The sequence below is a fragment of the Micromonospora sp. BQ11 genome, from assembly GCF_052068135.1.
Lineage (GTDB): Bacteria > Actinomycetota > Actinomycetes > Mycobacteriales > Micromonosporaceae > Micromonospora.
The window spans coordinates 1-23147 of sequence record NZ_JBQHDB010000022.1; the positions used below are offsets into that span (position 1 = coordinate 1).

The 23147-nt window shown below is 69.3% G+C and carries 26 protein-coding genes; 13 read left to right on the forward strand and 13 right to left on the reverse strand.

Annotation, left to right across the window (positions count from 1 at the left end; all coding sequences use genetic code 11):
* Window positions 1-174 precede the first annotated feature (174 nt).
* Window positions 175-1293 (forward strand): serine hydrolase domain-containing protein, encoded by a 1119-nt coding sequence (locus tag ACTMSW_RS30320; RefSeq protein WP_441184218.1) that lies wholly within the window; start codon window positions 175-177, stop codon window positions 1291-1293.
* An 18-nt stretch (window positions 1294-1311) separates the two neighbouring features.
* Here ACTMSW_RS30320 and ACTMSW_RS30325 read toward each other — a convergent pair whose 3' ends face one another.
* Window positions 1312-1569: a CGNR zinc finger domain-containing protein gene (locus tag ACTMSW_RS30325; RefSeq protein ID WP_441184219.1), complete on the reverse strand. Its 258-nt coding sequence runs from the start codon at window positions 1567-1569 to the stop codon at window positions 1312-1314.
* 379 nt (window positions 1570-1948) lie between these two features.
* Here ACTMSW_RS30325 and ACTMSW_RS30330 point away from each other — a divergent pair, with 379 nt between their 5' ends.
* The 5 genes from ACTMSW_RS30330 (at window position 1949) to ACTMSW_RS30350 (ending at window position 5252) form a co-directional block, all read left to right on the forward strand.
* Entirely contained in the window at window positions 1949-2524 is a 576-nt protein-coding gene (locus tag ACTMSW_RS30330) for a pirin family protein (protein ID WP_441184220.1), read from the forward strand.
* A gap of 117 nt (window positions 2525-2641) precedes the next feature.
* Window positions 2642-3286, forward strand: coding sequence for a nitroreductase family protein (locus ACTMSW_RS30335; protein WP_441184221.1), 645 nt, complete (start codon window positions 2642-2644; stop codon window positions 3284-3286).
* A gap of 141 nt (window positions 3287-3427) precedes the next feature.
* On the forward strand, window positions 3428-4369 hold the full coding sequence (locus tag ACTMSW_RS30340; RefSeq protein WP_441184222.1) for a pirin family protein: 942 nt from the start codon (window positions 3428-3430) through the stop codon (window positions 4367-4369).
* Window positions 4366-4911, forward strand: a complete 546-nt coding sequence (locus ACTMSW_RS30345; protein WP_441184223.1) for a carboxymuconolactone decarboxylase family protein — start codon at window positions 4366-4368, stop codon at window positions 4909-4911. Before ACTMSW_RS30340 ends, ACTMSW_RS30345 begins: the two co-directional genes overlap by 4 nt.
* Window positions 4908-5252: a GNAT family N-acetyltransferase gene (locus tag ACTMSW_RS30350; protein WP_441184224.1), complete on the forward strand. Its 345-nt coding sequence runs from the start codon at window positions 4908-4910 to the stop codon at window positions 5250-5252. The genes ACTMSW_RS30345 and ACTMSW_RS30350 overlap by 4 nt, the downstream gene beginning before the upstream one ends.
* Before the next feature lie 87 nt (window positions 5253-5339).
* Here ACTMSW_RS30350 and ACTMSW_RS30355 read toward each other — a convergent pair whose 3' ends face one another.
* The 4 genes from ACTMSW_RS30355 to ACTMSW_RS30370 all read right to left on the reverse strand — a co-directional run bounded on the left by ACTMSW_RS30355 (window position 5340) and on the right by ACTMSW_RS30370 (window position 8393).
* Window positions 5340-5462, reverse strand: a complete 123-nt coding sequence (locus tag ACTMSW_RS30355) for a hypothetical protein (protein ID WP_441184225.1) — start codon at window positions 5460-5462, stop codon at window positions 5340-5342.
* A 66-nt stretch (window positions 5463-5528) separates the two neighbouring features.
* Window positions 5529-6092 (reverse strand): nuclear transport factor 2 family protein, encoded by a 564-nt coding sequence (locus ACTMSW_RS30360; protein ID WP_441184226.1) that lies wholly within the window; start codon window positions 6090-6092, stop codon window positions 5529-5531.
* 732 nt (window positions 6093-6824) lie between these two features.
* The gene (locus ACTMSW_RS30365; protein WP_441184227.1) at window positions 6825-7481 is read right to left on the reverse strand and encodes an NADPH-dependent F420 reductase; all 657 of its coding nucleotides are present in this window, start codon (window positions 7479-7481) and stop codon (window positions 6825-6827) included.
* Between the two features lie 51 nt (window positions 7482-7532).
* Complete coding sequence (locus tag ACTMSW_RS30370) at window positions 7533-8393, reverse strand: helix-turn-helix domain-containing protein (RefSeq protein WP_441184228.1); 861 nt, start codon at window positions 8391-8393, stop codon at window positions 7533-7535.
* Window positions 8394-8536: 143 nt separating this feature from the next.
* On the opposite strand from ACTMSW_RS30370, the gene ACTMSW_RS30375 reads away from it, so the two are divergent.
* Together ACTMSW_RS30375 and ACTMSW_RS30380 are read left to right on the forward strand one after the other, a co-directional pair.
* The gene (locus ACTMSW_RS30375; protein WP_441184229.1) at window positions 8537-9223 is read left to right on the forward strand and encodes an SDR family NAD(P)-dependent oxidoreductase; all 687 of its coding nucleotides are present in this window, start codon (window positions 8537-8539) and stop codon (window positions 9221-9223) included.
* 139 nt (window positions 9224-9362) lie between these two features.
* Entirely contained in the window at window positions 9363-10547 is a 1185-nt protein-coding gene (locus ACTMSW_RS30380; protein WP_441184230.1) for an MFS transporter, read from the forward strand.
* Between the two features lie 92 nt (window positions 10548-10639).
* Here the strand turns inward: ACTMSW_RS30380 and ACTMSW_RS30385 are convergent, their stop codons facing one another.
* Window positions 10640-11230, reverse strand: coding sequence for a TetR/AcrR family transcriptional regulator (locus ACTMSW_RS30385; RefSeq protein WP_441184231.1), 591 nt, complete (start codon window positions 11228-11230; stop codon window positions 10640-10642).
* Between the two features lie 49 nt (window positions 11231-11279).
* On the opposite strand from ACTMSW_RS30385, the gene ACTMSW_RS30390 reads away from it, so the two are divergent.
* The gene (locus ACTMSW_RS30390) at window positions 11280-12236 is read left to right on the forward strand and encodes a quinone oxidoreductase family protein (protein ID WP_441184232.1); all 957 of its coding nucleotides are present in this window, start codon (window positions 11280-11282) and stop codon (window positions 12234-12236) included.
* Between the two features lie 520 nt (window positions 12237-12756).
* Here ACTMSW_RS30390 and ACTMSW_RS30395 read toward each other — a convergent pair.
* A complete protein-coding gene (locus tag ACTMSW_RS30395; protein WP_441184233.1) occupies window positions 12757-13314 on the reverse strand; it encodes a helix-turn-helix domain-containing protein in 558 nt (185 codons plus the stop codon).
* 76 nt (window positions 13315-13390) lie between these two features.
* On the opposite strand from ACTMSW_RS30395, the gene ACTMSW_RS30400 reads away from it, so the two are divergent.
* Window positions 13391-15010, forward strand: a complete 1620-nt coding sequence (locus ACTMSW_RS30400) for an FAD-dependent oxidoreductase (protein WP_441184234.1) — start codon at window positions 13391-13393, stop codon at window positions 15008-15010.
* A gap of 437 nt (window positions 15011-15447) precedes the next feature.
* On the opposite strand, the gene ACTMSW_RS30405 is transcribed toward ACTMSW_RS30400, so the two are convergent.
* The gene (locus ACTMSW_RS30405; protein ID WP_441184235.1) at window positions 15448-15681 is read right to left on the reverse strand and encodes a hypothetical protein; all 234 of its coding nucleotides are present in this window, start codon (window positions 15679-15681) and stop codon (window positions 15448-15450) included.
* Between the two features lie 12 nt (window positions 15682-15693).
* Here ACTMSW_RS30405 and ACTMSW_RS30410 point away from each other — a divergent pair, with 12 nt between their 5' ends.
* Complete coding sequence (locus tag ACTMSW_RS30410; RefSeq protein ID WP_441184236.1) at window positions 15694-16140, forward strand: zinc-binding dehydrogenase; 447 nt, start codon at window positions 15694-15696, stop codon at window positions 16138-16140.
* An 873-nt stretch (window positions 16141-17013) separates the two neighbouring features.
* On the opposite strand, the gene ACTMSW_RS30415 is transcribed toward ACTMSW_RS30410, so the two are convergent.
* A complete protein-coding gene (locus ACTMSW_RS30415; RefSeq protein WP_441184237.1) occupies window positions 17014-17943 on the reverse strand; it encodes a lysostaphin resistance A-like protein in 930 nt (309 codons plus the stop codon).
* A 929-nt stretch (window positions 17944-18872) separates the two neighbouring features.
* Window positions 18873-19355, reverse strand: a complete 483-nt coding sequence (locus tag ACTMSW_RS30420; RefSeq protein WP_441184238.1) for a hypothetical protein — start codon at window positions 19353-19355, stop codon at window positions 18873-18875.
* Window positions 19356-19489: 134 nt separating this feature from the next.
* On the opposite strand from ACTMSW_RS30420, the gene ACTMSW_RS30425 reads away from it, so the two are divergent.
* Window positions 19490-20032: a GNAT family N-acetyltransferase gene (locus tag ACTMSW_RS30425; protein ID WP_441184239.1), complete on the forward strand. Its 543-nt coding sequence runs from the start codon at window positions 19490-19492 to the stop codon at window positions 20030-20032.
* 16 nt (window positions 20033-20048) lie between these two features.
* On the opposite strand, the gene ACTMSW_RS30430 is transcribed toward ACTMSW_RS30425, so the two are convergent.
* Together ACTMSW_RS30430 and ACTMSW_RS30435 are read right to left on the reverse strand one after the other, a co-directional pair.
* A complete protein-coding gene (locus ACTMSW_RS30430) occupies window positions 20049-20531 on the reverse strand; it encodes a DUF6098 family protein (protein WP_441184240.1) in 483 nt (160 codons plus the stop codon).
* 70 nt (window positions 20532-20601) lie between these two features.
* Window positions 20602-21051, reverse strand: a complete 450-nt coding sequence (locus ACTMSW_RS30435) for a PRC-barrel domain-containing protein (RefSeq protein ID WP_441184241.1) — start codon at window positions 21049-21051, stop codon at window positions 20602-20604.
* Window positions 21052-21305: 254 nt separating this feature from the next.
* Here ACTMSW_RS30435 and ACTMSW_RS30440 point away from each other — a divergent pair, with 254 nt between their 5' ends.
* Window positions 21306-21569, forward strand: a complete 264-nt coding sequence (locus ACTMSW_RS30440) for an SCO4848 family membrane protein (protein ID WP_441184242.1) — start codon at window positions 21306-21308, stop codon at window positions 21567-21569.
* 19 nt (window positions 21570-21588) lie between these two features.
* Here the strand turns inward: ACTMSW_RS30440 and ACTMSW_RS30445 are convergent, their stop codons facing one another.
* Window positions 21589-22461 carry an NmrA family NAD(P)-binding protein gene (locus tag ACTMSW_RS30445; protein WP_441184243.1) on the reverse strand — a complete coding sequence of 291 codons (873 nt, stop codon included), beginning with the start codon at window positions 22459-22461 and terminating at the stop codon, window positions 21589-21591.
* Between the last annotated feature and the right edge of the window lie 686 nt (window positions 22462-23147).

A 23147-nucleotide genomic window follows, 5' to 3' on the forward strand; every position in this document is an offset into this window, starting at 1 on the left:
CACTCAGCTCGACAAGCTGAACGAGACCGCGCTGACCCGCTTCCGGCGCACGTCGATGGCGTTCGTCTTCCAGTCCTTCGGTGTTGCCTGGGCTGGGAGGCGGTGGCCCCACTGCTACTCGACTGGCCGCTCGTGAACCCGCACGGTGTTGAATCCTTCCGACAGGAGATCCCGATGTCCCGTGTTCTTCCCCGCATCCTGGCGGCCCTGGTGACCGTCGGCGCCGGCCTCGTCGCCGCGCCCGCGGCCCACGCCGACACCTCCCCCGTCCAGCGCAGTGTGGACGCGCTGGTCTCCCAGGACCGGTTCCCCGGTGTGCTGGCGTCGGTGCGGCAACCCGACGGCCGTACCCGCAACTACACCGCGGGCGTCGCGGACCTGCGCACCGGAGCGAAGATGCCGGTCGACGGGCGGGTCCGGCTCGCCAGCAACACCAAGATGTTCACCGCCACGGTGGTGCTCCAGCTGGTCGGCGAGGGCAAGGTCGGCCTGGACACACCGGTCGAGACGTACCTCCCGGGCGTGGTCCGTGGTCCCGGCATCGACGGGCGCACCATCACGGTCCGGCACCTGCTGCAGCAGACGAGCGGCCTGCCCGACTACGACGAGGCGATCTACGCGGACTTCCCCGAAGGACTGAACACCTACTACGAGCCGTACGAGCTGCTCCGGGCTGCCTTCGCCACGAAGCCGGAATCCGCGCCGGGGGCCAAGTTCGTCTACAGCAACACGAATTACATCCTGGCCGGCCTGGTGGCGCAGAAGGCGAGCGGCCGCCCGATCGGTGAGCTGATCACCAAGCGCATCATCGAGCCGCTGGGCCTGCGCGGCATGTACTGGCCGGCCGAGGGTGAGACCACGATTCGCGGCACCCACCCGCGCGGGTACCTCCCCGCCGATCCGCCCGTCGACATCACCGAGTCCGACCAGTCGTCCGCCTGGTCCGCCGGCGCCCTGGTCGGCCGTCCCTCCGACGTCAACCGGTTCCTCGCCGGACTGCTGGGCGGCCGCCTCCTGGCACCGGCGCAACTGGCGGAGATGAAGAAGACGGTGGCCGCGCCGGGGTTCGACAGCGTCGGCGGTTCCCGGTACGGCCTCGGCCTCGCCACGTTCGCGCTGAGCTGCGGCGGTTTCGCCTGGACGCACGGTGGCAACGGTTTCGGATACACCACCGTGGTCGGCATCACCGCCTCCGGCAAGGCGGCGACCGTCGCGGTGAACTCGATGGTCCCGGACACCGACGCCAGCCGGCGACTCGAGCGGTCCCTCGACATCGCCCTGTGCCGGGGCTGACACCCCGCGTCACCCGCGTCACCCTGATCGGGCCCGGCGGCGGCGGAAAGCCGCCGTCCGGGTCCGGTTCTGGCAGGTGAGCGAGCAGAACCGGCGGTGACCGGCCGGTGAGGCATCGGCGTAGACGTCGGCGCACTTCTCGTCCGCGCAGACTCCGAGGCGGCCCGGGTGCGCGGCCAGATGGGCCCGCAACGCGAGGGCGGCCGCCGCCAGTCCCGCCCGGTCCGGGTCGTCGACCGACCAGGACTCCCGCACCCGGCCGTCGGCCGCGAGCACGTCGGGATCAGAAGGTTAGGGGTTCGAGTCCCTTCGGGCGCACCGGCCGACTGGCACGTCGTCGACGGTCTCCTCACCGACCACCTGCCGCCGCTGCCGGGTATCTGGTAGCACGCTGGTGTACACGTCTGCGACTTCAGATCCGCGCCAGCGCTGTGGGCGAGGGACGCGGCCGTGTCGCAGGTCGTGCTTGCCGGCGTCGACGCGTCGGGCGGCCTGGTCTTGTTGTTGCCGGCGGTGGCGCGACAGTGCGGTGTTGGTCGCCTTGTCGAGGGCGACGACACGTTGCCCTGACGCGCTCTTGGGTGGCACCTGGTAGACCGGGTGTCCAGCGGAGGTCCGCTGCTGGACCACCCTCAGCTCCCTGGCCTCGAAGTTGATGTCGGACCAGCGCAGCCTGGCGACCTCGCCGCGGCGCAATCCACGCAGGCCGATCAGGCGCCAGAGCGCGTGCAGCGGGTCCGTGGCGGTGAACTGGAGGAACCCGGCGAATTGCGGCGCTTTGCAACCACGCCTGGCGCAGGTAGGCAGGCACGACCGGCCATTCGGGTGGCTGGGCTCGAAGCACTCGTTCTCCTTCGGTCACCACCATGGCCAAGCCAACACCCATCACGGGCTGCTGATGGTCAACAACGACGACATCGTTGACGCCGGCACCGGCTTCGAGACCCACCCGCACCGCGACATGGAGATCGTCACTTGGGTGCTCGAGGGGTCACTGGTCCACAGGATTCACCGGCCACAACCGGATCATCTATCCCGGCCTGGCGCAGCGGATGAGTGCGGGCCGCGGAATCCGACTCCAGTCGCGCCAGAGCGTCGAGGTGCCCGAAGCTCCGTTCCTCCACCTCTTCGTCCCCCGAGGCGCCGTGACCCTCGAAGGCGCCGGCGACCTCGCGACCGGGGACGCCGTACAATTCACCGCCACCGGCGGTCAGCAGGTCGCCGCGATTGAAGCCGCCGAGATCCTGGTGTGGGAGATGTACCCGCCGTCGCCGCCTAACGGCCGAACCCCTCGGCCCTGGCCGCCGCAAGACGCACGATTGACCACCCCCTGAGGAAGCCGAACCCCATGACAAGCAGCACCTCTACCCGCAAGACGGCAGAGACCTCGACGCCGGTTCATCCCCTGATCGGGGAGCGCTGGAGCCCACGCGGCTTTGATCGCAGGTACGTGCTGGACGACGGTGCACTGCTTTCACTGCTCGAGGCTGCACGATGGGCGCCGTCGGCGAACAACAGCCAGCCCTGGCGCTTCTTGCCCACCCGCCGTAACGAGGTCACCTTCGACCAGCTCACCGATCTGCTCGCGCCAGGCAACCGCAGTTGGGCGCCGGCCGCGAGCGCTCTGGTACTCGTTGCCGCACAGACCGCCGACGATACTGGCCGCCCGCGCCCCTGGGCACTGTACGACACCGGGCAGGCCGTCGCCGCCCTCACCATCCAGGCGCAAGCAACCGGTCTCTCGGTCCACCAGATGGGCGGGTTCGACGCTGACGCCGCCCGCCGCATCTTCAACCTCGATTCCACCCTCACGCCCGTCGTGGTGTTAGCCGTCGGTCGCCACGACGCCGACGCACGGCTCCCGGAGCCACTCGCCGCCCGCGAACACGCCTCCCGCTCTCGTGAGCCTCTCGACGCCCTGCTACTCACCGACCGTGGGTCACTCACCCACCGCGGGCCACTCACCGACACCGGCCGCGCTGACACCGCCTGAGCCACCGCGCCGAGAGAACAGGCACAGTTCAGGGGCGCCACGGACCGTCAGTTGCCCGGGCACCGTCCCCATCCCGATCGCCAGCGAGGAATTGACGATGAGCGCAGTTCAAAACCAACGCCGCCTCGAGGACGTGCTGGTGTGAGCGGCCCCGTCAGCGCCGTCGACTCGCCGCCGACCGTGGCGAAAGTCAGCCACCCGAACGCGCCATGCGTAGAGGTCACCGACAGTCGCGACGAACAAGTCGGCGATATCCGCGTGCGCCGTGCCCTCCCACGCAAGGGGCGCCGCACCGTGGGCGCGTGGTGCTTCGCCGACCACATGGGTCCTGCAGACGTCACCGAGAACAGCGGCCTCGACGTCGGCCCGCACCCCCACATCGGGCTGCAGACCGTCACCTGGCTCATCGAGGGCCAAGTGCTCCACCGCGACAGCCTCGGCTCCGAGCAGGTCATCAAGCCCGGACAGTTGAATCTCATGACCTCCGGCAGCGCGGTCTCCCACGCCGAAGAAGCCACCGGGCACTACCGCGGGACCCTCGAAGGTATCCAGTTGTGGGTCGCCCTGCCTGAGGAGACCCGCCACGGCGCCGCTGCATTCGAGCACCACGCCGAGCTGCCGCAGAGCGACGTGTACGGCGCGGTCGCCACTGTTCTCGTCGGCGACTACGGCGACCTGTCCAGCCCCGCGCGTCACGACACCCCACTCGTTGGCGTCGACTTGAGCCTGCACGGGCCGACCACGGTCCCGTTGCGACCCGAATGGGAGTACGCCATCGTCGTCCTCGAGGGGGCGGTCGGCATCGGCGGCAAACCACTGCCCCCGGGCAAGCTCGGGTACCTCGGCCTCGGCCGCGACGAGCTCCACCTCGACGTCCGCGAAGCCACCCGCGCGGTGCTGCTCGGCGGCCAACCATTCGAGGAACCGATCGTCATGTGGTGGAACTTCGTGGGCCGCCACCGCTCCGAGATCGATGAGGCCTACGCGTCCTGGGTGCGTCAGGATGACCGATTCGGACGCGTCCGCTCGACGTTGCCCCTCATCCCGGCCAAGGCGCCGTTCTGGCACGCGGATCAGGTATGACCGCCTTCACCCACCGGGACGCCGGCGAGCCGCGCGACGAGCGCCGCGTTCGGATAGACAAGCGGCACCCGCAGACCTACCGGGCTCAGCTTGAGGTCGCCCGTTCCGTCCGGGCCGCCGTAGCCGACGCGGGATTGGACCGCACCCTGGTCGAGCTGGTGAACATCCGAGTCTCCCAGATCAACGGCTGCGCCTACTGCCTCGACATCCATGTTCGCGACGCCCTCGCCAACGGCGAGACCACCCAGCGGCTGGCGGTGCTGCCCGCGTGGCGAGACACCACCTTGTTCACCGACGCCGAACGAGCATCGTTGACTCTCGCGGAGTCGCTGACCGCACTGCCGGACGCCCGCACCCAGGAGCTCGACTACGCCGAGGCCGCCCGCCACCTGACCCCCAACCAGCTTTCCGCGCTCAGTTGGGTCGTGATCACGATGAACGCGTTCAACCGGATCTCTATCGTCAGCCGACACGAGGTCCGCTCTCAGCCGGTCAGACCCGATCCCGGAACCACCACCAGCACCCGAGGAGCCGCCTCGTGACCACCGTGCGCGACAATCCCGACAAGAACCGCTACGAGATTCACGACGGCGCCGAGCTCGCCGGGTTCACCCAGTACAAGCGGAGCCCGGGCAAGATCGCGTTCATCCATACCGAGATCGACCCCGCCTTCAGCGGTCGCGGACTGGCACGGCAGCTGGTTACCGAAGCGCTCGACGAGGTCCGCCGACAGGGCCTCGCGGTGCTTCCTTTCTGCCCCTACGTCCGAAAGGTCATCGCTTCGCACCCCGAGCGTTACCTCGACCTCGTCCCTGCCCGCGATCGGGAACGTTTCAAGCTGCCTGCCGAGGCAACGTCGATGGTCCGAAGTTACGAACAGTAGAGAGTCGCGGGCGGTCGGGCCGGTGCTTACGGGCCTTGGTCTTGATCTTCTTACGGGTGCGGCGGGCGGCGCGCCAAGGGTCCAATCTCAGGGTTCCCGGACCGTGGCGTAGGCCCTGGCGGGGCGGTGCGCCCGCGCGCCACCGGTGAGGTCGAGCGCGGCGTCGACGTCGACCATCGGACACTGACCCGGGGGAGCGGTGCGTGACACAGGATCTCCCTCGCCGGAAGCCGGACTTCCGGCGAGGGAGATCACCGCACTTCGCTGGGGCCGGGGTCACTGCTCCCGCGGCGTGTATGCGTTGGAGAGCGCGAAGCTGTCCTCGGTCACGTGGTAGCGCGTGATGAGTCCGTTCTTGCCGACCGTGATGTCGAACGCGAACTCGCTGTCGAAGCTGCGGCCCGTCGCGAGGATCTTGACGCGGAAGGTGCCGACGGCGATGGCGCGGTCACCGTCGCCGATGATGGCGTCCACCTCGACCTTCTCGGGGACGGTCAGCTCCTTGAGCTGGGCGAAGTGCTCGGCGATCTCGGTGCGGCCGACCTTGCGACCGAGCCACGGCACGTGGGCGGTGTCGCCCTGGATGTACCAGTCCACGTCCTTGTCGAAGTGCTTCGCCAGCTCCTTGGGCGAGGCGCCCGCAGCCCGCGCCGCGAACAGGGCCTCCGTCGCCTCACGGGCGGTCACGGTCTTGTGCTGCTCGGACGTGGCCACGGCGGTCGTCGCCGCGGCGGGTTCGGCCCTGAGCAACCCGGACTGGCCGAATCCGAGCGCCACCAGGACGAAGAGCAGGGCCAGGGGCAGCAGCACACGACGCGCCACTGTGGGGGAGAATGACATTGTGGTCTCCTCTGTCAAAGATTGAAGCGGTTTATTTTTGTCGGCGTATTCATTTATCGAGACCGGCCCGCTCATGGCCGACAGCGACGGTACGTCGCAGCGGGTGGCCAATTCTCGGCCCGAGTGTTTTCGGGGCGTCCGGCGTAGGTTCCGTCCCATGAACATCAGCCCGTCATCACAATCTCCCTCCGCACCGGAAATTCATCGTTTTACTTGAACAGTGAGGACGAGCACGAACGCGGTTGGAATTTGGTCCGGCCCGTGTGGGCGTCCTCTTGCATCCACGATCCGAAGACCTGTCCATCACCATAGAAGTGACGCCGGAGGTCAACCAGAGCCCTCTGGAACCAGGGGAATGAGAGAACCCTCCCTGCGGGCCTCGACATCCTGTGGAATATGCAGGATCGACGCTTCGTCAGGGTCGTCGAAGCGACCTGATCGACGAATCCCGTCAGCGCATCGTCGGGTGCGGATCCTCGCCGGCATGTGGGTGCGGTCCGTGAACGGCGACCCGGCCGAGCCGGATCAGGCCGCTCAGGAACGTGCACGCCCGGGCCGGTCGGACACGTCACAACGAGCTCGGGCCCGGCGCCATCGTCACCGACACGACCGCTGCTGTACGCATCGGTCGCTGGGAGAAAGCGCCGGGCCCGCCGTGCTGGGGAGCCTCAGCTCAAAACGTGGGGTGCCGCCCCGGTACGGACTCGCTCGCCGGGCCGGGCCGGCGCGTCGTCACGGCCGGGCGGTGCGCTGTGCTCGTCGCAGGTTGTCGATGAGCTGTTGACGGCTCTGCCCGTCCACGTGGTGGCGCCACATGGGTGTGCCGGGAGTGCTCCGCCAGGATTCGCTGAGCGGGCTGTTGTCGACGGTGTCGTATCCGAGCTGGTCGTAGAACCGGGTGACCAGTGCGACGGCTTCGGGGTGGTCGCTCGAGACGACCAGGGCGCGTCGGTCGGGTGCGCCGGCGGGGCGGGCCAGCCGGAACAGGCTCGGCGCCTGGACGTGGGTGAACGCCTTGGCGATCTTCGACTTGGGCAGCTGTTCCTGGCGTAGCTCGTGCTCCGTCTTGTGGCCGGAGTCGATGTCCGGGTGATGGCCGTCGCGCCACACCATGTAGTTGTTCGTGTCGAGCACGACCTTGCCGGCGAGTTCCTCGACGGGCAAGGTGTCGCTGGGCTTGTACGGGTAGGCGAGGATCGCGAAGTCTGCGGCCGCGGCGGCGTCGGCGGCGTACGCGGCGCGCGCCGACGGGCCCAGCTCGGCGATGAGCGCCCGGAGGGTTTCCGGTCCGCGCGAGTTGGCGATGACGACGTCGTAGCCTTCGGCGATGGCCGCCCGCGCGAGCTGGCTCCCGACCTCACCAGCGCCGATGATGCCGATCGTGGTCACAGATGTCCTTTCGAAGGTACGTCGTCGAGGGGTGTGGATCTGCTACCGGCGTCAGTGCCGGACTGACGCGGACGGCGATCTGGTGGTCGCCGTGGCCAGGCTCGCGGAAGCCAACAGGGCGAGCTTCTCGGCATTGTCCGAACCGGCGTCCGGGTGGTACACGACCATCATGAGGCCGTCGGTTCCGGCGACGGTCAGCCTTTCCCGGTTGAGAGTGAGCTCGCCGACCTGCGGGTGGTTCATGCGAATGGGAGTCCCCCGTTGCCCGCGGACCTCATGGCGTGCCCAGAGCTGACGGAATCGGGGACTCGCGAGCGACAGTTCTCCGGTGAGTTCGATGAAGCGCGGATCGTCGACATCGTTGCCCACGGCCTGTCGCAGGTTGGCGATGAAGCACTCCGTGACGTTTTCCCATTCCGGGTGCAGGGCCTGCTCGGCCGGATCCAGGAATAGACCTCTGAGCTGATTGCCGCCTGCCGTAAGGCTCGGAGAAAGCGCCCTGGCCAGGCTGTTCGAAGCCACGATGTCGAAATATCGGTCCTCGATGAAAGCCGGCTGGACGAGGGAGTCCAGCAGTTTGAGCGCCCCGGGCGGCGGGGTTTCCTTACGCGGCCGGCGCCGGCGGCGGCGGGGTGTCTCCGCTACCAGCGTCAGCAGGTGAGCGAAATGGTCCTCGTCGAGGCGCAGCACCCGGGCGATCGATTCGAGAACCTGCATGGACGGGTGACGGTTGCGGCCTCGCTCCAGCCGCAGGTAATAGTCGGCGCTGATCCCGGCGAGCATGGCGACCTCCTCACGCCGCAGGCCGGGGACCCGCCGTACACCGACGTCGGGAATGCCCGCCTGCTCCGGGGTCACCAGCTCGCGTCGCGCCCGCAGGTACGCGCCGAGAGGATTCGTCGTCTCACTCACCACATCACCCTAACTTTGTGGGCAGGACACAGAGGGGGTCCTGCGATACCCCTGGCACAACAGGGCTCTGTCGCTTCGCGCCATCGTGAATAGCGTTGTCAACGGCTCGTCCGAGCCACGCATTGCGATGGGAGACAAAGGCGATGACCGTCACACTGATCACCGGCGCCAACAAGGGTATCGGCTTCGAAACAGCTCGCCAGCTTGTGCAGCTGGGCCATGTTGTCTACATCGGCGCGCGTGACACCGAGCGCGGCGAAAAGGCCGCGGCGACGCTGGGCGCCCGCTTTGTGCAGCTGGATGTGACCGACGACGCATCGGTAAAGCACGCGCTGGCGACGATCGACGCTGCCGAGGGCCGGCTCGATGTTCTGGTGAACAACGCCGGAATCCTCGCGAACGAAGCGCTCGACGGCCCCACCGGTCTGCGGGCTTTCGACGTCAACGCGGTGGGAGTGTTCCGGGTCACCGAGGCCGCGCTTCCTCTGCTGCGCAAGTCCTCGAACCCGAACGTGGTCACCGTGTCGAGCAGCATGGGCTCGTTCTGGGCGGTCACCAACCCCGAGCGCCCGGAGTACGCCATGCCCCTGGCGTTCTACGCCGCGTCGAAGGCGGCGGCCACCATGCTCATGGTCCAGTACGCCAAGGCCCACCCCGAGATCAAGTTCAACGCCCTCGAGCCCGGCACCACCGCCACCGACATGACCGCCGCGTTCGGCATCGGGCGACCGGTGGAGGAGAGCGCCAAGGTCGTCGTGCGCCTGGCCACCCTCAGCACCGACGGCCCGACCGGCACCCTGCAGGACGAGAACGGGACGCTCCCGTTCTGATCGTCGACGGACCCGGCTGAGGCGCGGCGCGCGTCGCGCCTCACCGGTCACCCCGCGCCATACCCCTCGAGCCGACCCTGTCCCGGTTCGTCCTGCCCCGGCGGCAGCCGTGCCGACCCGTGCAACCGGAGGATCCGTCGTGACCACTACCACCACGCCGATCGAACCATCGACGGCGGAGGCAGAGGCGTCCTGGGCCGGCGTCGCTTCGCTGAGCTTGGGGATCTTCGCCATCGTCATGGCGGAGTTCCTGCCCGCCAGCCTTCTTCCGCGCATCGCCGACGACCTGACCGTCTCCGTCGGCGCGGCCGGACAGGCCGTCAGCGTGACGGCTTTCGCCGCCGCCCTGTCGGCGCTGTTCATCGCGGTGGTCCTGCCCAAGGCCGACCGGCGGCGCGTGATGATCGGCCTCACGCTGCTCGCCGTGCTCTCCAATGTGGCCGTCGCGCTGGCACCGAACCTGTTCATCCTGCTGGCCGCGCGAATCCTGCTCGGTGTCGCGCTTGGCGGTTTCTGGGCGATGGCCACCGCGATGGCCGCACACCTGGTCCCCGCCCACCACCTCGGCCGGGCACTGACGGTGATCAACTCTGGCGTTGCGGTCGCCACGGTCGCGGCCGTTCCCCTCGGCGCCTGGCTGGGCGACGTCTGGGGATGGCGGGCGGTCTTCCTGCTCGGCGCCGGCGTCGGGGTGCTCGCTCTGATCGCGCAGACGGCGACCCTGCCGCGCGTCACGCCCACCGGGGCGACCGGGCTCGGTGCCCTCGGCGCGGTCCTGCGTTCCGGTGTCGTCCTGGTCGGCCTCTTCGCCATCCTGCTGATCTTCAGTGGCCACTTCAGCGGCTTCACCTACATCCGGCCCGCCGCGGAGAGCCTGTCCCGAATCGACGGCGGTGTCTTCGCCGTGTTGCTGCTCGTCTTCGGCATCGCCAACTTCGCCGGCACGGCACTGGCCGGGCCGCTGGCCGACCGCTCAGCCCGTACCGGCGTGTTCCTGTTCCCGGCCGTTCTGGGGGCCGGAATGCTGGCCATGTACTTCACCGGTGGTTCATCCACCGGCCTGTTCATCGCCGCCGCACTGTGGGGCCTGGGATTCGGCGGTATCCCCACGACGGTCCTGAGCTGGGGCGCCCGGACCCAACCGGACCGCCTCGAGCAGATCGGCGGGCTCATCGTGACGATCTGCAATGTCGCCATCGCCGTCGGCGCGATCGTCGGTGGATTCCTGGTCGACGACATCTCGGCCAGGGCCCCCCTGATCATCGGTGGCGTCACGGCGATCGCCGGGGCCGTACTGCTCGCCAGCCTGCGCCGTACGCGCTGATCGCCTCCTCGCGCACCTCTTCTGCACGCCGACAGCAGCAGCGCCGTGGCGCTGCTGCTGTCGGCGTTCGGCGGCGACCGGCTCCGCCACGCTCACGGCGCGGGCAGCAGCAGGCGGCTCAGGCAAAAGTCGAGTGCCGCCTCCAGATGGTCCGCGGAGCCGGTGGAGATCAGGACGCTGACGCCGCCCTGGACGGCGGCCACCACGGCCGCGGCCGTACGCTCGGCGTCGAGCGACGGATCCGCCTCGCCGGCCGCCTGGGTGGCCTCAATGCCGTCCCGTACGCACCGCTGCCACCGCCGGATCAACTGCGCCGTGACCGCCTGAGCTGCCGGGCTGTGCCGGCCGACGTCCGCGATCAGTACGCCGAGCGGGCAGAACAGGCCCTGATCGCGGTAGTTGCCGACGACGCGGTCGCGCCACGCCGTCCAAGCCGCGCGCGAGGTCAGGTCCCCCAGGTAGGGCTGCTGGTCCTCGAAGACGTTGGCGGCCTCGAACTCGGCGACGGCGAGGAAGAGCTGCTCGCGGCCGTCAGGGAAGTAATGGAACAACTGGCTCTTGCCGGTGCTGCTGCGCCGGCACACGTCATCGAGCGTCGTGGCGTTCGTGCCGCGCTCCCGGATCTCCGCAGCGGCGGCCTCGATGATGCGCAGACGTGTCGCAGCTCCCTTTTTCGTGGTCACCCGAGCATTGTACTGGCGGGTACATTTTTTGCGCCATAGCGTCGTGGGCATGAAGGCAATCGTCATTGAGAACGCCGGAGGCCCGGAGGTACTGCAGCTGCGTGAGCGGCCGGCACCTCGGCCGGGCCCCGGCCAGATCCTCGTGGACATCCGCGTGGCGGGCGTCAACTTCTTCGACACCGCGGTCCGCAAGCACAAACTGTTCGAGGTGCCCGGCTTCGAGGGCGTCGGAGTGGTCGCAGAGACCGGCGAGGGTGTGCACGGCTTCACCGTCGGGGATCGCGTGGCCTGGATGTTCCTGGACACTCACGGCAGCTACGCCGAACAGATCGTGCTGCCCGCCGACGGCGTCGTCCACGTGCCCGACGCCGTCGACGACGATACCGCCGCAGCCGTCTACGTGCAGGGCCTGACCGCCCACCACTTCACGACCGTCTCCCACCCGGTGCGCCCCGGCGACATCGCGGTGGTGCACGCAGCCGCCGGCGGCGTCGGGGCACTGCTCATCCAGATGATCAAAGCCCGCGGCGGCACCGCGATCGCCCTGGTGTCCCGGGAGGAGAAGGTGGCCATCGCCAAGGAGGCCGGCGCCGACCACGTGCTGATCTCCACTGGCGGCGCCTTCGCCGAGCCGGTGCTCGAGCTGACCGACGGCAAGGGCGTGCACGTGGTGTACGACGGTGCGGGTGCGACCACCTTCGACGCGTCCATCTCGGTGCTGCGTACGCACGGCACGATGGTGTACTACGGCCCGCTGATCGGTGAGCCGCCGACCGTGCGGCTCGACACGCTGCCCCGCAGCATCAGCCTCACCTACCCGGCCACCAACCACCACGTCGAAACCGCGGAGGAACTCGCCGCGCACACCTCGGAGCTGTTCGCGCTCGTCGAGAAGGGCGACCTGCGCGTCCGGATCGGTGGCCGCTACCCGCTCGCCGACGCGGCTCGCGCCCACGCGGACATCGAGTCGCGCAAGACCACGGGCAAGCTGCTGCTCCTCCCCTGAGCCCACCGCAGCGGGCGCCACGCGCGATGGCGCCCGCTGGAAGTGAGGCGAGCAGGATCAGGGTTGATCGGCCGCCCGTCGGCGCGCACGAACACGTATCCGGTGTCGGTCCACGGCTTGCGGTCTGCGGCGGCCTGGGCGCGGCGGTCGAGCTGGCGGCGGCGGTGCGCCCGCAGCACTCGGCTGGTGCGTTTGTCGAGGCGAGTCCGTAGGAGAGCAGGAAGTCCAGGGAGGACAGCAGGGCCAGGAGGCGGGGCTCCACCTCGCGTTGGGTGGCGGTGGACCAGGGCGTATGGAACAGCTCGATCCCGAGTCCGGCCAGCACGTAGGCGCCGATCACCACGGTCGGATGGATTGGGGACAGCAGGCTCAGCGGCGCGAAATCCGGCCAGCGCGGCCCAACCCGTACGGCATCCGGCGGCTACCGGCACGTTCTGCCCACACCCGGGCGAACCAGCGGTCCCGGGCGGGCGGCGGCGTTGGCGTGTACCGGCCAGTCTCCGCCCTGCCGGTTTCGGGCTCACTGGTGAAGATGTGCGCGCTGCCCCTCGCGGTCGAAGATCATGATCAGCTCGGCCGGTTCGTCACGTGCTGTCATCGAGTGTGGTGTCATCGTCGAGAACTCGGCTGCCTCGCCCTTCTCGACCTCGATCTGCCGCTCACCGAGCCACAGCAGCACCCTGCCCTCGAGCACCAGGAACCAGTCGTACCCCGGATGGACCCGCTGGGCCGGCATCGTCGCTTCGGGCTCCAACCGGACCTTCATCGCCATGGTGCGCCCGTCGACGCGGCTCAGCGGCCACGTCGTGCGCGAACCCGACCGATGCTGAACGGGTCGGATCACCACGTCCTCGTCGCTGGTCGCCTCGAAGAGGACGTCGAGGCTGACCTGTAGCGCGTTGGCCAGGGGCACGAGCACATCGAGGCTGAGCGTCCGTTTGCCCGTCTCGACCCGGCTGATCGTCGACGGGCTGAGTTTGGTGCGCTCGGCGAGTTCCTCCAGGGAGTAACCGAGCGTGGTGCGGATGCTCCGCAGTCGGGTACGCGCCAGACGCTCCACTTCACTGCGGTCGTTCATCTCCCCAGCATGAGGGTGTTTTGCCAATATCGCAAGTTCCCTTTCACATGCCGCTAGGTGTTCCTACGCTGGACGCATGACAGACCATGCCCATGGAACCTCGGAAGACACACCGCACCAGAGCATCGTCCGCAGGTGCGACGTTGCCGTCATCGGCGGATCGGCAGCCGGGCTGGCGGCCGCGCTGCAGCTCGCTCGTCAGCGACGCTCGGTCATCGTCGTCGACGACGGCACGCCGCGGAATGCGCCGGCGGCGCGCATGCACGGCTACCTCGGACGTGAGGGCACCCCGCCCGAGGCGATGCGGGCCATCGGGCGGGAGGAGGTCCGTAGCTATGGTGGCAACGTCCTCACCGGCCGTGTCCTGGCGGTGCGGAAAGAGGACGACGGGTTCCACCTCGCCCTCTCGGGCGGCCACGGCCTCGTCGCACGCCGGATACTGGCCGCGACCGGCATCGTTGATGAGCTTCCCGACATCGAGGGCCTCACCGAGCGTTGGGGTCGTCAGGTGTTCAACTGTCCGTTCTGCCACGGCTGGGAGGTCCGCGACCTGCGGGTCGTGCAGATCGTCACGACGCCGATGGGACTGCATCCGACCCAGCTGATGCGGCACCTGACCGACCAGTTGACCGTGGTGCTGCATGACGCGACGGGGATCGACCCGGCCGCGGTGCAGACCCTCGTCGCCTCCGGGGTCCCGGTGGTCGAGAGTGCGGTGCGCCGGGTAGCCGACGCCGACCAGGACGGGTCACTCGTCGTCGCGCTCGCCGACGGCCGCAGCCTGCCCGCCGATGCGATCCTCACCGGGGGCCGGTTCCGTCCCCGGGTCGAGATGCTCGCCGGGCTCGGCATCAACACCACCGCCCACCCCAGCGGACTCGGTCACGTCGTCGCGGTCGACCCCACCGGGCGTACCAGCGTGGAGGGCGTCTTCGCCGCCGGGAACCTGACGGACCCGAGCGCCCAGGTCCTGCAGTCCGCGGCGAACGGTGGGTGGATCGGCACCCAGATCGCTTTCAGCCTCGCCGCCGAGGACATCACGGCGGGTGTCCGCCCCTCGGGCGTCGCGATCGAGTGGGACAGCCGATACGGGGACCAGGAACGCGTGTGGAGCGCCAATCCGAACGGCACCCTCACGGCGGAGGTGACGGACCTGTCTCCCGGGCGGGCGCTCGACGTCGGCGCGGGCGAGGGAGCCGACGCGCTCTGGCTGGCCGAACGAGGCTGGCAGGTGACCGCCTCCGACGTCTCCAGCAGGGCACTCGACCGCATCCGGGCCGAAGCGGAACGTCGCGGGCTCGACGTGCGTACGCTGCACCGCGACGCCAACGACCCCGCCGCCTTCGCAGACGAGACCTACGACCTCGTCTCCCTGCAGTACGGCTCGTTCCAGCGCACCCCCGAGCAGCGCGGACTGCGCAACCTCCTCGACGCCGTGGCCGTCGGTGGGACGCTGCTCGTCGTCGGTCACGACCTGACCTGGCTCCAGCAGCCGTTGGATCCCGGCGAGCAGACCCGCATGTACGACCCGGAGGCGTACGTCGGCATCGACGAGATCGCCGCCGAAATCACGGCTTCGGACGACTGGCGCATCGACGTGAACGAGACCCGCCCGCGCCCCCCGGGGGCGATCAGCACACACCACGTCAACGACGTCGTACTGCGCGCCGTGCGACTGAACCACCGCAACGAGTAGGGCTGACCGACCGCCCCGGAGAATGAGCTCTTCGGGCACACGATCAAGAGGGGCCTGGGCTGCGGAAACGCGGCTCGGGCCCTTTCTGCTGTCCGGCCTGTTGGGACGGTGGGTGTCACGTGGGTGCGATGTGGGTGCCACCCGGGAAACGCCGTTCTCGCGGTTTTGCCGGGTTGTGACCTGCGGCTTTACGGCCTGCTCGGGCTTCGCCGGGGCCGGAGCACCTGGTTTCGGTTTCGTCGGCACCGGGGTGCCGGCTTTGGGGCCGCGGTCGGGCCGGGTATCCGGTGGGTTACCTGAAGCATTACACGGGCGCGAAGAGCAAACCTGCAGGCAGCGGTCGACTCAGCGAACTGTCGGAGCTGGCAGTGTGACCGCCTCGCGCAGCTCAGCGGCGGCCTGGGCCATGAGCTGGGCGAGGGTGGTGTCCGGCTCGGCTAGCCAGCGGGCCATGGCGCGAGCTTGATCAGATCGCGCTCGGCCAGTGCCGGGTTGGCGGCGATCACTCTTGCCCGGCGCAGCAGGAACTCGCGTGGGCGAAAGATCTCCTCGGCGGTTCCCAGCGCGGTCAGCAGCGCCTCGATCGGGGTGAGGCCCGGGTCGGTCGCCTCGACCTGGGCGACGAGGTGGGCCTCAAGTTCGTCGCCGGCGAAGAGGACTTCCCGCTGCACCGGGGTGTTCGGGTGATCGCCACCGCCGGGCCGACTCGGGCCGCCGCCCTGGAGGAGATCGGCGTCCAGGTGACCGCCTACGGCGGGGGCATGACCGAACGCGTCAGGGCACTGGCCGGAGGCCGCGTCGACCGCGCTCTGGACACGACGCCGGCCGGGGGCCGGATCGACCGCGCCGACCAGTCCAGCCCAGCCGGCGGCTCACTACCGGCCCTGATCGAGCTGACCGGGGATCCCAACCGTGTCCTCACCGTCTCGGACTTTGCCGCCGCGGCCGAACTGGGCGTCCGAATTACCGCCGAGCTCCGCTACGACCAGATGGACGAGTTCGCCCGGCTCGCCGGCGACGGCATCTTGGTCGTACCGGTCGCCCGCACCTACACACTCGACCAGATCCAGGAAGCCGCCGAACTCAGCCAATCCCGCCGACCCGGCGGCAAGCTCATCCTCGTCCCGTGATCGCCCTGCCGGCCTGGTGAAGCGAGACCACCTCGACGAGGAACGGGGCCAGGCCTCTTCGCCTCGTCCGGGCACCCAGTCCTGCCCGGCGGTCAGAACAAGGTGTCGCGTACCCGCAACGGCCGGTACCCGGCGGGCGCCGGTGGTGGTGAGCTCGCGCAGGATCTCCACCGCCTCCAGCAACCCGCGCCGCGGCGGTGCCGCCGGCGAACCGGGCCGCTGCGAGCACCTGCGGGGTGAACTGCCGCAGGTAACCGCCTCGGCTGTAGCGCGGGTTCGGGCGCTGCTTCGCGACCCACCAAGAGCAACCACCGCAGACTTGCCTCGCGGTCGCCCCTTTGAGGGCCGCGATGCCGGCTGCACGTGTGCGATGCTGCCTGCTCTGAAGGCGGGTGGGCCGGCGATGGTCGCGTACGCGACGATCATGGCTGCTCGGTGGCTGCTCGGACGTCGGGGAACTGGCGCGGAGGTACCGCTACTCACCGGACCCGACAGGATGCGCGATGTCCGTTTGACCATCGACGGCTGCAGATCAGATTCCGCTGCGGGGCGTGGACCTGCAAGGACGTACCCGGACTCGAACGGATCGGGACGGTTGCGGTCGGACGAGTTTTATGTAGAGCGCTATTTGAAGCAGTGCGCGTCCGTAGCCTTGGACTACGGATCAGAGTTAGGGGTTCGAGTCCCTTCGGGCGCACAAGATGAAGAGAGCCTGACCTGCGAAACGCGGGTCAGGCTCTCTTCTTGTTCGTCCTTGTGGACGGGTGGCTGCTCGTCCGACGAGCATCCCCCTCGTCCCGGCTCGTCTGTCCGGGTTCTGGTGCGTCCGTTCTCGGCCTACCCGTCCGCAGCCGTTTGGGCGCTGACAGCAGGTCAACGCTCCGAATTCGTGCGGCGCGCCCGTTCCCGGTACCAGACGAACGCGAGCACACTCAGATTCATGACGGCCAGGATGATCAGCGCCGGACCGCCGCCCGCGCCTTGGGTGCGGTCGACGACAAGAGAGTTGCCATCAGCCATGAGCGTGTTGACGGTCGTGGCGATGATGTTGTTCGCGATGTGGAAGGCGATCGCGGCCTCAAGGCCCCGAGTGATCAACCCCATCAGCGCCGTGCAAGCCGAGAGGAACACGTAGTAGCCGTTGAGCCAGGGGTCACCCGCTCCATGCATGGCGGCGAACAGGAGACTCGAGACGACGAGTCCGGTGAGAAACGCCGGCCGCGCCGCGCGGAACCACGACCCCGCGGCGGGAAGGACCGCGCCTCGGAACATGATCTCCTCGCCGGCTGCCTGGATCGGGGTGGAGAGGGCCATGACGGCGAGCATCGCCACGGTGGTGCCGCTGATGCCGAAGCCCACCCATCCCGTGGCGTCGGGTGCGACGACCGCCACGACAGCGACGCTGGCTGCGGCGAGCACGGCTGAGCCGGCGAGATAGATCGCGAGGCGCCGCCGATCGAAGCGCCGCGGTGAGCTGAAGACGCTGCGCCATGGCACCTTCGCGAACCGCGAGACAAGCACCACGGCAAGCAGCGCCGTCAGGCCGGTGCTGAGATTAGCCGCCAGCAGCTTGAGTGGGGTGATCGTCGACGCCAGGGGATCGCCGCCCTCGACGAGACCGGCCAGCAGGTAGAGCCCGAGCTGAAGCGGGACCAGTGTCAGCGGCATCGCGACGATGACGATCAGCGACTTCCACCACGCCATCCGGATGTGTGTACCGAAGGGACGCGTGTCGTCGAGTGAGCGAGGGGTCGTTCCGTGGTCGAGGCCGACCTGTGGTGCGATGGGGTTGACTGAGTTCAAGGTATGTCCTTTCCTGCTGGCATGAACGGGGCGTTTCCGCCTCTGTCGTGTCGTCGGGTGCGTTGTCGCAGGAGACACTGACGCGTCGGTCTTTCGGAGCCAGCCGATCCGCCGCGGCGGCGAGGGTCACCCGGACGCCGCTAGCCAGGAATTCGAGACCGATCCACGGCACCGGGGCACCGTCCCCTGGGTCAGCGCCCCTACGGCTCCACCCACGTTGCTCGGTGGATCGCGCTGTACCGCTTGAGTAATCCGCGTACCTGGATCATGACGACCACGCTAGATGCGCCCAACGCCGACGATGTGGTACCTCGGTAGACACCTTCGTGCCGCCCCTGGTACCCAGGTGCCGCCGTCCCGGTACAACACGATCGCGCCCTCTGAGCACCGGATGCCACCGCGCGAGGCGGAGGTGGTGCTCCGCGCCAGCCTCGGCGAGACGCACCTGTCGGATCTCGTTCGGCGGTCTCCAAGGGAGGCGCGAACGGCCACGCCCGTAGCGGCCTCGACCTGGCCTGGACCGGCCGCACGGAACGCTGCGAGCCCGGCTGACCGTCGTGCAACACCGGGTGCACGGCATCAAGTTCGTCGGTGTCAACGAGCAAGGCCAGCAGTGCTCGTTCGGGATGAAGTACGGAGAGCTGGCAACGAGGCTCGACGGTTAATCGTCCGTCCGTGTCATCGGCGTGCCATTGGGCGAGGACGACAGGGCCAGCCGAGGCCACGGGTGACTGCCCAGACCAGGCCGAAGGTCTTGACGAACCCAAGCCAGGCGCCTCACGCGACCCAGCGCAGAACGACTTCCCATAATCGAGGTGCGATTCACGCCTACGCGGGATCCTCTACGCCACCTGGCCGGCGTCAAGGGCGCTGCGTGCCGGCAGGCCGATGGCCTGCGGCCACCCTCGGGGGGACGCGGGCCCCGACACTCAGGGCTTGGCCGCTACCCGGACGATGCTGCTCCCGCTTCTCGCCGTGTTGTCGTCGCCGACCACGGAGGTGACCAGGTTGTAGTAACCGGGCTTGGCGTCGGGACCGATCACGATGGTGCTGAGGGGTCGTTCGTCGGGCATGCCGGATGGTCGAACCGGTGCGGCCGTGAAGGTGACCAGCCCCGGCACGGTGGTGGTGCGCTCTGTCGCGGCCTTGAGGTCGCCCTCGGTGGCGAACGGACCCGTCAGGTGAGCGGTCAGCTCGACGTGCGGTGGGGCTCCGCCCGGCTCTTCCGGGGACACGACAGTCCAGTGCACAGTCAGGGTCTGGTCAGGCTGGTAAACCCTGTCGATGTCCGGGGCCTCACAGCAGGTGTAAGTCACTGATGCGGTTGTCGCCGGGCCGGAGGGCTCGGTGGCGCAGGCTGTCAGGAGCGGCACGACGAGGCAGGTAAGCAGGCGGACCCGCGGCACGCTCATGCGCAGGATCGTAGGCCCGGGTTGCCAGTCCCGTGGCCGCGCAATCGGTCCCGGGCGCCGGGGAGGGGTGCGGTCCGCATCCAGGCCACCCGAGTCTGGCCGCCGGGCGCGACCCCCGGTTACGGTCCCGACCCATGGACGTACGCGAGGAGCGGCCCGACGACCACGACGCGGTCCACCACCTGCACCGAGCGGCTTTCGGCGCTCACGGGACGGCGGTTGCGCGGCTGGTCGACGCCCTGCGCCACGACGACCCGGCCGCGCTCTGCCTCGTCGGGGAGGTGGACGGCGAGGTCGTGGGACAGGTGATGTTCACCCGGAGCCTGCTCGACGCTCCCCGCCGGCTGGTTCCCGTGCGGGTGCTCAGTCCGCTCGCGGTCCTCCCTGCACATCAGGGGCGGGGCGTGGGGTCCGCGCTGGTCCGGCGTGGCCTGGAACTGCTCGACGCGCACGGTGTGCCGGCGGTGTTCCTGGAGGGCGATCCCGGGTACTACTCGCGACTCGGCTTCCGCCCCGGTGGCGGGTGGGGCTTCCGTCGACCGTCGCTCCGTATCCCCGAGCCGGCCTTCCAGGTGTTCCCGCTCGGGGCGTACGAGCCGTGGATGACCGGCACGCTGGTCTACTCGGCCACCTTCTGGGAGCACGACTGCGTGGGGCTGCGCGACCAGGAGGGGTGAGGCGGCCGGCGCGAGGTCAGTCGGCCCGGTGCAGTGGTCCCCACTCCTCGGACGCCTGGGCCTCCACGACGCGGTCCGCCTCGCGCAACGCCCGCTCCGACACCCAGGCGACCGGTCGCCGGCAGTAGACGAGCGGTTCGTTGTCCGGTCCCCGTCCGCACTGCTCACCCACCAGAACCCAGGGTCGTACGTCCGGACCCCGCAGGTCCCGCAGGTGGCAGTAGTCGTAGAGGCGGCGCGCCACCCACAGGCGCAGCGGTCGCCCGCCCCACCACGGCTCGACGGCGAGCGGATTGGCGGAGAGGCCCGGCAGGTCGATCCCGGTCAGGGCATCCTTGCTGGACTGCCCCGCTCCGGGCTGCCCGCACAGATCGATTTCGGGACCCCGGGACCACCGGACGTACAACTCCTCTTCCTGTCCGGTCCTCCGGAGCAGGTCGACGAGCTGATCCAGATCGTCGACGACCGGCAGAACCACCTCGTCCCGTACCCCGCTCATGGGGTCTCTGTGCCCCGCGACCGGCGGACCATGCCTGTCGGTCGCGGGTCGGGTGCGCCCGGCGTGGCCCTCACTCCCGGCGGTAGCTCTCCCGGTAGTAGTCACCGATCCGGTCCCGGTGGCCGGGCTGGTCGTCCGCCTCGGGATCGTAGGCGGGGGAGTCCTTGACCTGCTCACGGGTGCGGTCGACGTGCACCGTCCGGTCGAGGTGGTCGACCCGCACCACGGTGCCCACCGGCAACAGCACCTTCCGCCCGAAGATCCACGGTCCGGTGTCCACCACCAGCCACCGCGCGTCGGTGTCGTCACTGGCCTCGTCGATCGTGCCGATCCGCCCGTCGACCGCCTCCACCCGGTAGCCGACCAGGTCGACGGGGGTGCCGGGACCGGGGGCGTCCGGTCCGTCGTCGGTGTCGGATCGCCCACGGGTCGGGGCGGTGCCGGGCGTCGCCGGCTGGTAGCCGCCGGCGAGGGCGGACGGGTCGCGCCAGGCCCACGGATTGAACGTCGACGGCTGCACGGTGCACCTCCGAGGGGTCGTCGGTCCCCCGGAGATGTGCCCCGACCGTGAATGCGGGAAACGGCACGCTCACCGGACCGGCGTACCTGTCGGCCCGGACCGACGACGCCGACGAGCTCCCCGGGACCGGCCCGACCAGGGCGTACGTCCGTGGTGGTTGCGCGGTCCGGGGCGGGCCTTGGCCGATCCGGCGGGGCCGCCCACCACCGCGACCGTCGCGGCCCGGGCGCCCGGGCGCTGGCATACTCGCCGCCATGGTGCTGTCTCGCCGCTGGGCTCTCTTCCTCGCCGGGGTCGGTGTCTGGACCTGGGTGATCTGGCCCCGGTTCGCGGTCGCCATCTGGAACGATCCGCGCTCGTGGTCGAGCGGCGAGGTGGGCGAGTTCCCGGCGACGGGATTCCTCTGGGTGCACGCCCTGCTGATCGCGGCGTCGCTGGCGATCGGCACCACGGTAGGCGTGCTCGGTGTCCGCGGGTGGCGGGCCGCCGGCCGGCGTACCGACCGGTCGGCGACCTGAACCACGGCGACGCCGCCGCTCAGCCCCTCGCGGCGGGCTTCCGGGCCGGTGCCGGCAACCACGCGCCGCGCTCGTCGTGCGCGAACTGCGCGAAGTCGATCGGGGGGCGACCCAGTAGGGTCCGCACGTCGTCGGTGATTCCGTCGGCGAGGCCGAGCCGGCAGGTCGTGTAGAGAGCAAGCGTCACCAGGGCCATGCCCCACGCCATACCGTCCGCCCGCGCGGCACGCAGGTAGCGCAGCGGGCCCGCCGAGACGTACCGCACGGGCCGTCCCAGTTCGGCCCCGATCAGGTCGGCGACCTCGGCGTACGTGAGGGGCCGTGACCCGGTCGGGGTGTACGCCCTGCCGACGTGTCCGTCGTCCCGCAGCGCCAGGGCCGCCACCTCGGCGACGTCCCGGAGGTCGACGAAGGCCGTCCGACGCCGTCCGGCGGGAAGCACGATGCGATCGTGCTCGCGGATGTCGGCGGCATGGGTGGTGGACAGGTTCTGCATGAAGAACGCCGCCCGGACGAAGGTCCACTCCAGGCCCGACCTCCGCAGCCACTTCTCCAGGTCGTGGTACGGGACCACCGGGTTGTGCTCGGCGCCCTGGAGGGAGAGCAGGACCATCCGTCGTACGCCGAGCTGCCGCGCGCGTTCCAGGGCGGGCAGCATGTCCCGCGTGACGTTGCCGATCTGCGGGGGACGCATCAGGAACATCCGGTCCACGCCGGTGAAGGTCGCATCCCAGGTGGCGGGGTCGGTGAACGAGAACGTGACCGCCTCGTTCCACGGACCGGTGGCACCCGCGTCGGGTACCGCCGCCCGCACCCGGTGGCCGTGTTCGCGCAGGATCCGGGCGACGTGCCAGCCGGCCCGTCCGGTCGCACCGCTCACCAGAACTGTCATGCCGTCAGGCTGCCGGGGAATGGGAGGCTCGAGCAGTGCGTTGCTACCCCTGTCGGTGGGACCTTCGGCCCCCGCTCCTCGCGGCTATCAGGCACCGTCAGGTCGCTGAGCTGCGCGGATAGCTGGTCGATGATGATGTGACGCGGGACGCTACCCGCCGATTTGACGATCAAACCCGCGGACGCGTAACTTTCTCTCTGCCAGCGCGGAACGGGGCAAACAGGGCAGGAGCCCTGGGCCCCGGACCGGTACTGGCACCGGGTCGGATAGGGTTACACCTTGTACGACACGGACCGGGCGAGGCCCGACGGATCTGCCGCGAGGCGGATTTGGCGGAGCGAGAACGACCGGGTAAGGTTGTCGACCGGTAGGGAACCGGGCGAGCTTGCGGGAGACCGCAGCGGCCGGCCTGCCAAATCCGATGATCAAGCGAAGCGGTTCGCTGCTGCGCGTGTTCGTCGGCGCCAACCCGTACGAAGCGTGACACACCGGGACACACCGGTTGACACGGGGAAGACGGTGAGGTAACGTAGTAAAAGTGCCCGGCGCGGGAGCGGCGGGTGTGGTAGGAACTGAAATGCCCCGGACGGGGTCCTGCTGATGCGGGGTTTCCGGATGGTGTGTGGTTGTTCTTTGAGAACTCAACAGGGTGCTTGATAAGCCAGTGCCAATTGTTTATAACTCCG

Excerpts from the sequence above, each read along its gene's own strand:
- ACTMSW_RS30445 (WP_441184243.1), bottom strand. The coding sequence starts at position 22,461 with ATGACAGTTCTGGTGAGCGGTGCGACCGGACGGGCCGGCTGGCACGTC.
- ACTMSW_RS30375 (WP_441184229.1), top strand. The coding sequence starts at position 8,537 with ATGACCGTCACACTGATCACCGGCGCCAACAAGGGTATCGGCTTCGAA.
- ACTMSW_RS30320 (WP_441184218.1), top strand. The coding sequence starts at position 175 with ATGTCCCGTGTTCTTCCCCGCATCCTGGCGGCCCTGGTGACCGTCGGC.
- ACTMSW_RS30395 (WP_441184233.1), bottom strand. The coding sequence starts at position 13,314 with ATGAACGACCGCAGTGAAGTGGAGCGTCTGGCGCGTACCCGACTGCGG.
- ACTMSW_RS30345 (WP_441184223.1), top strand. The coding sequence starts at position 4,366 with ATGACCGCCTTCACCCACCGGGACGCCGGCGAGCCGCGCGACGAGCGC.
- ACTMSW_RS30390 (WP_441184232.1), top strand. The coding sequence starts at position 11,280 with ATGAAGGCAATCGTCATTGAGAACGCCGGAGGCCCGGAGGTACTGCAG.
- ACTMSW_RS30330 (WP_441184220.1), top strand. The coding sequence starts at position 1,949 with ATGTCGGACCAGCGCAGCCTGGCGACCTCGCCGCGGCGCAATCCACGC.
- ACTMSW_RS30425 (WP_441184239.1), top strand. The coding sequence starts at position 19,490 with ATGGACGTACGCGAGGAGCGGCCCGACGACCACGACGCGGTCCACCAC.
- ACTMSW_RS30430 (WP_441184240.1), bottom strand. The coding sequence starts at position 20,531 with ATGAGCGGGGTACGGGACGAGGTGGTTCTGCCGGTCGTCGACGATCTG.
- ACTMSW_RS30400 (WP_441184234.1), top strand. The coding sequence starts at position 13,391 with ATGACAGACCATGCCCATGGAACCTCGGAAGACACACCGCACCAGAGC.
- ACTMSW_RS30420 (WP_441184238.1), bottom strand. The coding sequence starts at position 19,355 with ATGAGCGTGCCGCGGGTCCGCCTGCTTACCTGCCTCGTCGTGCCGCTC.
- ACTMSW_RS30360 (WP_441184226.1), bottom strand. The coding sequence starts at position 6,092 with ATGTCATTCTCCCCCACAGTGGCGCGTCGTGTGCTGCTGCCCCTGGCC.
- ACTMSW_RS30440 (WP_441184242.1), top strand. The coding sequence starts at position 21,306 with ATGGTGCTGTCTCGCCGCTGGGCTCTCTTCCTCGCCGGGGTCGGTGTC.
- ACTMSW_RS30335 (WP_441184221.1), top strand. The coding sequence starts at position 2,642 with ATGACAAGCAGCACCTCTACCCGCAAGACGGCAGAGACCTCGACGCCG.